Source organism: Kluyvera sp. (assembly GCF_965301105.1).
In genome coordinates this window covers 1-10,746 of the sequence record NZ_CBDKZX010000101.1, presented here as the reverse complement: position 1 = coordinate 10,746, position 10,746 = coordinate 1, and the positions used below count along the sequence as shown (strand labels likewise).

The 10,746-nt window shown below is 55.6% G+C and carries 11 protein-coding genes; 2 read left to right on the top strand and 9 right to left on the bottom strand.

The genetic code is table 11. From position 1 onward, the window contains the following. Positions 1–163 precede the first annotated feature (163 nt). From ACW14G_RS20600 to ACW14G_RS20570, 7 genes are all read right to left on the bottom strand, one after another. Positions 164–466 carry a PTS lactose/cellobiose transporter subunit IIA gene (locus ACW14G_RS20600; protein ID WP_249022559.1) on the bottom strand — a complete coding sequence of 101 codons (303 nt, stop codon included), beginning with the start codon at positions 464–466 and terminating at the stop codon, positions 164–166. A 640-nt stretch (positions 467–1,106) separates the two neighbouring features. Beyond that, positions 1,107–1,421, bottom strand: a complete 315-nt coding sequence (locus ACW14G_RS20595) for a YicS family protein (protein WP_411908134.1) — start codon at positions 1,419–1,421, stop codon at positions 1,107–1,109. Positions 1,422–1,441: 20 nt separating this feature from the next. Next, positions 1,442–2,344, bottom strand: coding sequence for an EamA family transporter (locus ACW14G_RS20590; RefSeq protein WP_167574712.1), 903 nt, complete (start codon positions 2,342–2,344; stop codon positions 1,442–1,444). A gap of 91 nt (positions 2,345–2,435) precedes the next feature. Continuing rightward, entirely contained in the window at positions 2,436–3,890 is a 1,455-nt protein-coding gene (gene murP / locus ACW14G_RS20585) for a PTS N-acetylmuramic acid transporter subunit IIBC (protein ID WP_167574713.1), read from the bottom strand. 25 nt (positions 3,891–3,915) lie between these two features. Continuing rightward, the gene (murQ, locus tag ACW14G_RS20580; protein ID WP_163449018.1) at positions 3,916–4,815 is read right to left on the bottom strand and encodes an N-acetylmuramic acid 6-phosphate etherase; all 900 of its coding nucleotides are present in this window, start codon (positions 4,813–4,815) and stop codon (positions 3,916–3,918) included. A 161-nt stretch (positions 4,816–4,976) separates the two neighbouring features. Next, entirely contained in the window at positions 4,977–6,140 is a 1,164-nt protein-coding gene (locus tag ACW14G_RS20575; protein ID WP_163449017.1) for a multidrug effflux MFS transporter, read from the bottom strand. Between the two features lie 140 nt (positions 6,141–6,280). After that, positions 6,281–6,847 carry a TetR/AcrR family transcriptional regulator gene (locus tag ACW14G_RS20570; RefSeq protein WP_064540843.1) on the bottom strand — a complete coding sequence of 189 codons (567 nt, stop codon included), beginning with the start codon at positions 6,845–6,847 and terminating at the stop codon, positions 6,281–6,283. 190 nt (positions 6,848–7,037) lie between these two features. On the opposite strand from ACW14G_RS20570, the gene ACW14G_RS20565 reads away from it, so the two are divergent. Next, complete coding sequence (locus ACW14G_RS20565; RefSeq protein ID WP_064540847.1) at positions 7,038–7,454, top strand: GNAT family N-acetyltransferase; 417 nt, start codon at positions 7,038–7,040, stop codon at positions 7,452–7,454. An 81-nt stretch (positions 7,455–7,535) separates the two neighbouring features. Here the strand turns inward: ACW14G_RS20565 and ACW14G_RS20560 are convergent, their stop codons facing one another. Further along, positions 7,536–9,035: an MDR family MFS transporter gene (locus ACW14G_RS20560; RefSeq protein ID WP_249022560.1), complete on the bottom strand. Its 1,500-nt coding sequence runs from the start codon at positions 9,033–9,035 to the stop codon at positions 7,536–7,538. Positions 9,036–9,126: 91 nt separating this feature from the next. On the opposite strand from ACW14G_RS20560, the gene ACW14G_RS20555 reads away from it, so the two are divergent. After that, entirely contained in the window at positions 9,127–9,777 is a 651-nt protein-coding gene (locus ACW14G_RS20555; RefSeq protein ID WP_167574718.1) for a TetR/AcrR family transcriptional regulator, read from the top strand. A gap of 61 nt (positions 9,778–9,838) precedes the next feature. Here the strand turns inward: ACW14G_RS20555 and ACW14G_RS20550 are convergent. Continuing rightward, a partial coding sequence (locus ACW14G_RS20550; RefSeq protein WP_455648748.1) for a glycoside hydrolase family 1 protein occupies positions 9,839–10,746 on the bottom strand: 908 nt, incomplete at its 5' end.

The window sequence follows — 10,746 nt, the reverse complement described above, 5'->3', positions numbered from 1 at the left end:
GGTTATCTCAAATTAATTAATTATATTCTCAGACAATAACCATCCCGTTCTGGTGTCAATATAAAAAGACGCCACCAAAACAAGCTGATTTTATTTTTAATATCGTAGGGTACAGTTAAGTAATTAGCGTAATTAATATCTCCGTAGTCAGAATGCCTAAATATTAACGTTGGTAAAGATGAATAATCTCTTCCGATAGTTCACGTGCCAACAGGGAATTCATTAAATGATCCTGCGCGTGTACCATAATTAAGGTCATGGGCTGACGCGCGTCACCTGCATCCTGCTCAATAAGCTTGGTTTGCATATGGTGCACCTGGCGGGCATAGCCATCGGCTTCCCGCAGGAGATTTTTGGCCTCCTCCATTTCACCCTGACGTGCGGCGTGCAGCGCCTCAAAGCACAGCGATCTGGACTGGCCCGCGTTAATGATAATTTCCATTACCGCATCCTCTAACCTAACCATAATAATATCCTCTAACTATTTAAAGTCATGATAAAAAGAGGTCGGAAATAATATATCAATGCTTACTGTTAAATTTATCTTACTTAACTAACGGTTCCGGCTTATGGTGCAGTTGATGGTATTAATTATTGTTTGTTGTTCATTGTTGAGCGCCTTTTAAGCGCGCAGCAAAGGTTAATACATGGCCTCATTGACCAGCATATAAATAACATGCGAGACCACCGTATTTAGCGTCCAGAAATAATGGATCGCTCAATCATGAGTGATGACGAAAGTTCATTTTAAAATCTTTTACGCACGCTGTGGAATTCAGCGGCGGAGCATAATCTTGTACATTGGTGCCTATCCTCGAAATGTAAAAAGTTATTGCGATTGTGATTTGATATGAAACTGAAACCGGTTTCTATTCATAAAAGCTAGAAGTGTGATACCCATCAATTTCTCATGCTTATGAGACTAATTATTTCGTCCTGGGTCACAGAAAATTGTCGTTTGAGGATGAAATGAGCATCAATTGAACAAGTGCGGCAACAGACGGGAGCGGTGGGAGGTGGCCTGACAAGCGTAGCAGCCATCAGGTGTGCTGTGCACACGTTGCCGGATGGCGGCTCCGCCTTATCCGGCCTACGATTGCTTATTGCTATTTCTGGGTGGGGCACTGAATGGTTTTTATCGCCTTCTCATAGGCCGCGCGATCGTTCTTATCCAACGCCCGCGTGGCGCTCTGCACCGCGGTTTTATTCTCAGCCGACTCCAGCACGCGATTGGCAAACTGGGTATCGCTCAGCCCGCTGTTTGCCGGGCAGTTTTGCTTCACGTCTTTCACCACCTGCTGTTTTTGCTGTTCGAACTTCAGGCCTTCGAGCGGTGCGGAAAACGCGACGGCTGGCAGCATCAGGCAGGCAGCGAGACAGATCTTTTTCATGACGGATATCCTTATGTTCATACGGTGAATTAACTATAGCTGGAATCCCGCTATACCGTTTTTACCCGACGGCGTGAGTCCAGCGAAATCAGTATCACCGAGGATAAAATCAGTAGCGTGCCTAACCAGTCCGGCAGGGTGAAGCTGATCCCGAGCAGCAGCAGTGACAAAAACGCGCTGCTCAGCGGTTCGGCGCAGCTGAGGATGCTGGCTTTTGGCCCGCCAATCATCTGTGCGCCCTTCAGGTACAGGCTGAAAGTCAGGGAGGTACCAATCACCACCAGATAGAAAAAGGCCAGCAGCAGGTTACCGGTAATCACGATGTGGGTGCCTTGTCCTGCGTAGAACGGCAGCAGCATTGCGCCGCCAAGCAGCATACTCCAGCCGACGATCGGTAGCGTGCCGTAGCGGGCTATCAACGTTGATGGCCAGGTGGTGTAGAACGCGGCGGCAAAGGCCGAGGCGATCCCCCAGAATAGCGCCGCGCCGGAGATCGAGAGCGACGTTGGGTCGCCGTGGGTGACCAGCAAGAAAGTACCGATAAGCGAGGTGGCGATAGCGGCAAAGACGAAGCGGCCCGGCCGCGCTTTACGCACGATGGCAAACCACGCCACGATAATCGTGGGTGACAGGAACTGTAAAACGGTGGCGGTGGCGGCGTTGGATTTTTCAATCGCCATCAGGAAGGTGAGCTGAACGGTCATCGCACCGACCAGCGAGAAAATCAGCAGACTTATCGCGTCTTTACGGTTTTTCAGGATGCGGAAGATGCCGTCGCCGTGCAGGAAAGAGAACGTCAGCAGAATAAAACCGCCGGAAAGCAGGCGAATCATGGTCAGAAACGGGGAGCCCATCTGACTGTGTTCCATGATGTACTGCGCGCAAACGCCGGAACTTCCCCACAATATTGCGGCAATTAAGACGTTAAGCATCCCTTTTCTGGTGGCACCCATTTTTCCTCAACCCTGTCATATTATTTTGCTCTGACGGGCATCATAGCATGGCGGGAAGCGTGCCCCCAGCGGTGCGCCGGGGGCAAAAGGGTTAGCTGAGATCGACGTTTTTACTGCCGAAAAGCCAGGTCAGCAGGAAGCCGCCAATGTAGGCCACGGCGAGTCCCGCCGCGTAGACCGCCATCCCGGCGTAGATTCCGCTGTTGGAGGTCATCAGCGGTAGCGCCACCAGCCCAGACGGGCCGAAGACCGTGTTCAGACCGACCGGCAGCCCCATCCAGGCAACGAGGCCGATAAAGAAACCGCCGCAGGCGCCGCCAAGACAGGCGGTGACAAATGGCTTCATGCGCGGCAGGGTGACGCCGTAGATCAGCGGTTCGCCGACGCCGAGCAGGCCGGGGATGATGGCCCCTTTAATCTGCGTGCGCAGCAGCGAGCCCTGTTTCGCGCGGTAGTAAAGCGCCAATGCCGCGCCGACCTGACCGGCGCCGGCCATGGCCAGAATAGTGAACAGTGAGTTGAAGCCCTGGGCTTCCATCAGCGCGAAGTACACCGGTACAAAACCCTGATGCACACCAAACATCACCGCCAGCAGGAACAGCCCCGCCAGTACCGCTGAACCAAACGGGTTACCGTTAAGGTGCAGGAACAGCCACGACATGCCGGTAAACAGGTAACCGCCGATAGGCATAATCACCACGAAAGTCACCGCCCCCATAATCAGCAGCGTGACGGCTGACGTGAGGATCATGTCGAGGTTGGCCGGCATAACGCGACGTACCTGTTTTTCCACCCACGCGCCGATGATCGAGGCAATCAGCACGCCGATGATATTGCCGCGGGGGTCAATGGCGTGGCCGAAGAAGTCGGAGATGCCGGAATAGAAACCGACCGCCGCTTTCGGGTCATAGCCGAGGATAAACAGCGCGGCGATAATCGCCCCGTTAACGCCGGAGCCGCCGAACGCTTTCTGTGCGTTATAGCCGATGAGAATACTCAGGAAGGTGAACATGCCTTTACTGAACACCTTCATGTAGCTGATGACATCAACCAGCGTGGCGTTCGGATGGGCGTTCTCCAGCACGAACAGCTGTTCGGCGAGCGTGGCGAAACCCAGCAGCAGGCCAACGGCGATAAAACCGGGGATCAGTGGCGTAAAAATGGTGGCGAACTTCGCGAGGAATTTCTGCACGCTACTGGTTTGTTTCCCCTTTAGCTCCTGCTTTTTGGCGCTGGCGATATCGGCCAGCGAAGCGCTGGATTGAGCCTCATCAGCCTGCGTCAGCGGCGCTTCTTCCAACAGCAGGTTCATGATCTCCGAAGCGGTCTGCGCCTTGCCTGGCCCCAGGATAATCTGGAATTGTTCGTTGCTGACCACCACGCCCATCACGCCTTCCACCTGACGAATGGCGGCAACGTCGGCATGCGCTTCATTGCGCAGCGTTAAGCGCAGGCGAGTCATACAGTTCCCCGCCTGCACCACGTTTGGCGCTCCGCCAACCAGGGTAAGAATGCGGGCTATCATCTCTTTATTTATTTTTGCCATTCTACGAAATCCCCAGTCTGATGGATTAGTGTTGCAGCGCCTTGCGGATAAAGCCGCCGTTGTCTGCCAGCAGCTGTTTGGCTGCTTCTGCGCTCAAGTTCGCCAGCACCATCACGATGGCGGTTTTGCAGTGGCGGCCGCAGGCATCCAGCGCCGCCTGCGCGGTTGGGCGATCGCACTCGGTGGCTTCCATCACGATGGAAATCTGGCGTTCGATCAGCTTGGCGTTGGTGGCCTCAACGTCGACCATCAGGTTGCTGTAGACCTTGCCGCTGCGGATCATCGCCCCGGTGGTGATCATGTTCAGCACCAGTTTCTGCGCCGTACCGGCCTTCAGGCGGGTAGAGCCCGTCACCACTTCCGGGCCGACAACCGGGGTAATGGCGATGTCGGCGCGCTGCGCCATTTCGCCGTGAGGGTTGCAGCTGACGATCGCGACCAGCGCGTTTTGTTGATGGGCGTAGGCCATCGCGCCCAATACATACGGCGTGCGGCCGCTGGCGGCGATGCCGACCAGAACGTCATGTTGGTTAAAGCCCAGCGCCTGTAAATCTTCTGCGCCCTGCGCGGCATTGTCTTCGACGTTTTCAACCGCCTTCAGAATGGCGGTATGACCGCCTGCGATCAGGCCGACAACTTGTTCCGGGCGGGTGCCAAAAGTGGGTGGGCATTCGCTGGCGTCGAGAATCCCCAGACGCCCGGAGGTACCCGCGCCAATGTAAATCAGGCGGCCGCCATGACGGAACGCGTTGGCGACGCTGTCAACCAGCTGTGCAATTTGCGGAATATACGGCGTGATGGCATGAGCAACCTGCTGATCTTCGTTGTTAATTACCGTCAGCATCTCTTCGGTGGAGAGGGTGTCAATGTTGGCGCTGTTCGCGTTGCGCCGTTCAGTCAGCAATTTGCTCAGGTCGATACTCATAGGAAACCTCATCATTCACAGTGGCGAGCAGTATAAGGAATTAATTATTCCATTCATGTGAAGGTTATCACGATTAGACGAGTGAGGTAATGTGGGGTTTGTAGCTATAGCGGGAAAAACTACGGTAATAATATTGGAATATTTTATTACCGCAGTGAATTTTAGCGTGCGCTGCGTGGCTTCAGCAGACCGAAAAACAGCGCGATAGCATAGGAAATGGTCATTGCGAAGCTCATTTTCAGCATGGTTTCGCCACCCAATCCGGCCAACGGTGCCGCAATACCGCCGCAGACGAACATCAGCGTGCCCATTAACGCCGACGCGGTGCCCGACTGCGCGCTGCTGACGGCGCTCATCGCTTCGGCGCCGGAAACGGTGCTGATCCCGCTCATAAACGATACCGTAAAGAACAGGCCGACCAACGCCAGAACAGGCAACTGGGACCAGGCGAACAGCAGCGTCACCGCCGCGCACAGTACCGCCAGCACCAGGCCACGGCGGAGTAGCGTTTCAGCGGCCACACGGCGCGCCAGTTTTGAGAAAATGAGCGCGGCAATAATCAGCCCGATACCGTTCAGGCCAAACAACAGGCTGAACTGCATGGGGCTCATGCCGTATTCGCTCTGAATAACGAACGACGAGGTGCCGATGTAGGAGAACAGCCCGGCCATCATAAAGGCCTGAATCAGGCAGTAGCGCATAAACCGACGATTCTTCAGTACTGGCGTTCCCTTTGGCTGCTGCGCCGTGCTGGCGCTTTTGGCCGGCAGCGTTTCATGCAGCACCGTCAGGCTTAACACCAGCAGCACCACGCCAATTCCGGCCATCGTCCAGAACAGAATACGCCAGTCGAAGGCGGTAATGATGTAGCCGCCGAGTACCGGGGAGAGCACCGGGGCGATGCCGTTGACGGTCATCAGCAGGGCAAAAAACTGGGTGAGCAGGGTTCCCTGATAACGGTCGCGGGCGATCGAGCGCGACAGCACCGAGCCGCCCGCCCCGGCGAAACCTTGCAGGAAACGCCAGCCGATCAACAGGTGAATATCCTGAGTGACGGCGCACATCGCGGAAGAGAAGATAAATAACAGCAGCGACAGTGCCAGCGGTTTGCGGCGACCGATACGGTCGCTGAGCGGGCCGAAGAACATCTGGCCGAGGCCAAGACCAATCAGCGCAGCGGTGAGAGATAGCTGGGTTTGCGTGCCGGTCGCGCTGAGTTGCTCGGTGATTTCCGGCAGCGCCGGGAGATAAAAATCGGTACAGAGTGGGCCAATGGCGGAAAGCAGACCCAGCACCACGACCCATGACAGGGAAACACGCGGCATGAAAGCTCCTTTTGCAATATTCGGGAGGGGTTAGCGTTAACCCCGTTCGGTAAATAAGAGTGTCATCGTGGCAAAAAAGCCTACGCCGCCGGGTTACGGCGACGATGAAATAAAGATCCTGACGTTTACAAAAAGAATGGCTAAACGGAGACGAGCATCTTAATAATATTCTGATACGTTATTTCCATGTCCTCTGCGGCGGCCTGCTGGGGAATTTGTCGACGGTAAATCGTCCCTTCCACCATCACCGCCATCACCTCGACGCAGCAGCGAATACGGGTTTCGCTGAGGTGCGGGTAGGTATGACGCAGGTGCTCGCAGGCGGTATTGAACATGCGCGCATCGGCCTCTTTCAGCCAGGCGGCCACCTGCGGATTACGGGTCGCTTCAGCGGCCATTTCCAGCATTAACGCATCGTCATCTTCGTTTAACGACATACGCCACGCCAGCATGTGTGGCATCAGATGGGTTTGGGTTTTTCCCGCCATCTCGGCGATCCGATAGTCGATAATCCGGTGGATCATCTCTTCAATAATCGCGTCTTTATTGTTGAAATAACGGTAGATTTGGCCAACGCTCAGCTTCGCTTCGGCGGCAATCTGCGACATGCTGGCAGCGTGAAAACCGCTGTTGCGAAAGCAGCGGCGGGCAGCGGCGATGATCTCGTCCTGGCGGGCTTTTTGCCGGGCTTCCAGCTTGCTGGTCATGCATGTCTCCGTAAGAATTTATAGTGAGAATGATCGTTCTCATTTTTCGCTCATTATACGTAGTGAGCGTCCGATGAAAAGCATTTTCTAATACGGATTTTTTCTTTTTTACGTTGTGCAAAAAAGAATGGAGAAAAAAAGCGTTTTTTGTGAAATTAATCAGGTCGGCCAATAAAAATAAGGAATAAATATGCCATTTGTTATTAAAGAAGTTATTACGCAGGAAGACAAAGAGGAATTGCTCACCGGGCTGCGGGCGTACAACCGCCAGTTTATTGATGCCTCTGGGTGGGGCGATATTTGCGTTTATCTGCGCGACGAGCAGGATGTGATGCGCGGCGGTCTGATTGGCCAGCGCAAAGGCGATTGGCTCAGCATCGACTATCTGTGGGTGTGTGAAACGACGCGCGGTGACGGGGTGGGCAGTGAGCTTATCAGACGTGCTGAGGCGCTTGCTCGGGAGAAAGGCTGTCTGCACGCGCTGGTCGACACCATCAGCTTCCAGGCGCTGCCGTTTTATCAGAAGCAGGGCTACCAGCTGGTGAAGACGCTGGAGGATTTCCCGCTGGCGGGGATGGCGCGTCACTATCTGACGAAGGCGCTGTAAGGGCTGCCGGATGGCGGCTACGCCTTATCCGGCCTACTCCGATCTGTAGGCCGGATAAGCGCAGCACCATCCGGCACTGTTCTACGCGTGCCGTGTTTTCAGCGGCGCTTCTTTCAGCAGCCACGACAGCACAAACGCCACCACCATAATGCAGGCCGCCATGACGAACGCCGCATGGATCGCCGCGCCAAAAGCGGTGAGGTAGTCGGTACGAATCGCCGCGGGAAGCTGGTGAATCGCCACCGGGTTCATCCCTTGCGGGATGGCAGCGCCTTCCGGCAACAGGCTCATCAACCGTGATTGCAGTACCGAAGTAAACACCGCGCCAAACAGCGCCACGCCGATGGAACCGCCGATAGAGCGGAACAGCGTAACCCCGGAGGTCGCCACGCCGTACAGATTGGCGCTGACCGTATTTTGTACCGCCAGCACCAGTACCTGCATTACCAGCCCCAACCCCATCCCCAGCACGCCGGTAAACAGATACAGCTGCCAGGTTGGCGAGGTAATGGTAATGCGCGTCAACAGCACCATCCCGATGCAGCCCATCAGGGTACCGACGATCGGGTAGATGCGGTACTTACCGGTGCGGCTGATGGCCCGGCCGCTGATAATTGAGGTCAACAACAGCCCGCCCATTAGCGGAATCAACTGTAAGCCAGCCTCCGTTGGCGTGGCGTTTTTCACTACCTGCAAATAGAGCGGCAGGAAGGTGACTGAGCCGAACAGCGACATACCGATGATAAAACCGATCAGGCTGCACAGCAGGAAGCTGCGGTTGCGGAACAGCGAAAGCGGGATAATCGGCTCAAACGCCAGCCGCTCTTCATAGATGAACCCGGCGATACCCACCAGACCAAAGGCCAGAATGCACCACAGCTGTGGGTCGCTCCACTCGCGCACCGTACCGCCTTCGGTGGTGAACAAAATAATACACACCAGCGCCAGGGTCAGGTAAATCGCCCCCAGCCAGTCAATCTGATGCTGGCTGCGTTTGTTGCTGGCATGGAATACCGCGCCGATGACAAACAGCGCAAAGAGCCCCAACGGCAGGTTGATGTAGAAAATCCAGCGCCAGGAGGTGTGCTGGACGATAAAGCCGCCGATCAGCGGGCCAATCACCGTCGCCAGACCAAATACGCCGCCGAATAACCCCTGGTAGCGGCCACGTTCGGCGGGAGGAATCACATCGGCCACCGCCGCCATGCTGATCACCATCAGCCCGCCGCCGCCAAGCCCTTGCAGCGCCCGCATCAGCACCAGTTGGGTCATATTCTGCGCCAGACCGCACAGCGCTGAGCCGGCGAGGAACAGCAGAATCGAGATTTGCAGTACCCGTTTGCGGCCAAACAGATCGCCGAATTTGCCGTACAGCGGCACCACGATGGTGGAGGTGAGGATATAGGCCGTCACGACCCACGAGAGCTTGTCGAGCCCGCCCAGCTCGCCGACAATGGTCGGTAGCGCGGTCGAGACGATGGTCTGGTCGAGTGCGGAGAGCAGCATCACCAGCAGCAGCGCGCTGAACAGCAGACGAATTGAGGTCACGCCAGCCTGCTGCGGCTGCACGTTTGTCGTCATATCGGACGCCATCATGTCCTCACTTGAAATTAATTAAATGCATAATTAATATTTATTGAAGATCGTTAAGAGGTCAAGGGATCCCGTTTCTATGCCAGCACAAAAAGATAACCTTAAACCGCGTAGACCGGGTCGTCCGCGCGGCAGCAAGCCCGATGCCGACAAGCGTGAACAGCTGATAGATATTGCTTTGCAGCTGTTTTCCCAGCAAGGCGTTGCGCGCACATCACTGAATGCGATCGCCCGCGAAGCGGGGGTCACGCCAGCGATGCTGCACTACTACTTTAATTCACGAGAGCAATTGCTGGATGTGATGATCGAAGAGCGATTTTTACCGCTGCGTGCCGAAATTGGCGGTGTGTTTGGCGATTATCCTGACGAACCGGTGCAAGCGTTGACAGAAATGGTCAAGAAACTGGCGACACTTGCAGCGCAGTACGAGTGGTTCGCCCCGCTGTGGATGCAGGAAGTGATCGGCGAGATGCCGGTATTGCGCCAGCATCTTCACGCGCGTTTTGGCGATGAGAAGTATCAGGCGACGTTAGCGATGGTGAAACGCTGGCAGGAGGAAGGAAAGGTCAATCCGCATCTTTCGGCGGAACTGCTGTTTACCACCCTGTTAAGCCTGGTGCTGGTGCCCTTTTCCCGGATGCGTAAAGACGAGCGACTGGCGATGCTGACGCCGGAGATGATTGTCGGCAACGCGCTGGCGGTGCTGTTGCAGGGGATTGGCCCGGTATAAGCGTAGGCCCGATAAGCGTAGCGCCATCGGGCACGATGCGGCACATTGCCGGATGGCGGCGTTATTCGAGGGTAAACTGGTTACTCTGCGCCAGCGCCTTAAACCACAGCCCGTTGCGCTTAATCTGCCGCTCGCCGGTTTCAAGGTCGAGGCGGTAAAACCCGTAGCGGCGTTTGAACGAGTTGAGCCACGACCAGTTGTCGATAAACGTCCACTGATGTACGCCGAAGCAGTTTGCCCCGTCGGCGATGGCGCGGTGTAGCTGCACCAGATGCTCTTCCATCAGACCAATACGGAAGCCATCGTCAATCACACCATCCGCCTGGACCGGCCCTTCGGATTGCAGATCCATCGCGATGCCAATTTCGGCGAGATACCACTTAATATTGCCGTAATTGTCGCGAATATTGGTGGCAATGTCGTAGATCGCCTGCGGATGAATTTCGTTGTTGTCGCGGTATGGATTAAAGCGGCCGTTCGGATCAACGTAGTTTTCGAAGTAGTACTCCGGTGTGAAGTAGTCGAGGGTGTACGGCGTTTCGCGCGCCTGCACGCGGCGCGGCACGTAGTAGTTCACGCCGAGGAAGTCGATCCGCGAGTCGGTAATCAGCGAGACTTCGTCTTTGGTGGTTTCCGGCAGACAGTTATGCACCGCCAGCAGCTCGCACAGCTCTTTCGGGAACTGGTGCTTCACCAGCGGGTCGAGGAAGCTGCGGTTAAACAGCAGGTCGGCGTACCACGCCGCTTTTTTATCTTCCGCTGAGTCGTTGCGGGTATAGGACGGCGTCAGGTTGAGTACCACGCCAATCTCGCCCGCCAGCGTCTGCTCGCGATAGCACTGCACCGCTTTGGCGTGCGCCAGCATGATGTTAAACGCCACTTGCGCGGCCAGCTTGCCGTCTTTTTTGCACGGATAGTGGAAGTCATACAGATAGCCGCCTTCCACCGGCACAATCGGCTCGTTGAAGG

Coding starts and splice junctions, on each gene's coding strand:
- ACW14G_RS20570 (WP_064540843.1), bottom strand. CDS start 6,847: ATGACCAGCAAGCTGGAAGCCCGGCAAAAAGCCCGCCAGGACGAGATC.
- murP (WP_167574713.1), bottom strand. CDS start 3,890: ATGGCAAAAATAAATAAAGAGATGATAGCCCGCATTCTTACCCTGGTT.
- ACW14G_RS20560 (WP_249022560.1), bottom strand. CDS start 9,035: ATGACGACAAACGTGCAGCCGCAGCAGGCTGGCGTGACCTCAATTCGT.
- ACW14G_RS20575 (WP_163449017.1), bottom strand. CDS start 6,140: ATGCCGCGTGTTTCCCTGTCATGGGTCGTGGTGCTGGGTCTGCTTTCC.
- murQ (WP_163449018.1), bottom strand. CDS start 4,815: ATGAGTATCGACCTGAGCAAATTGCTGACTGAACGGCGCAACGCGAAC.
- ACW14G_RS20590 (WP_167574712.1), bottom strand. CDS start 2,344: ATGGGTGCCACCAGAAAAGGGATGCTTAACGTCTTAATTGCCGCAATA.
- ACW14G_RS20600 (WP_249022559.1), bottom strand. CDS start 466: ATGGTTAGGTTAGAGGATGCGGTAATGGAAATTATCATTAACGCGGGC.
- ACW14G_RS20555 (WP_167574718.1), top strand. CDS start 9,127: ATGCCAGCACAAAAAGATAACCTTAAACCGCGTAGACCGGGTCGTCCG.
- ACW14G_RS20565 (WP_064540847.1), top strand. CDS start 7,038: ATGCCATTTGTTATTAAAGAAGTTATTACGCAGGAAGACAAAGAGGAA.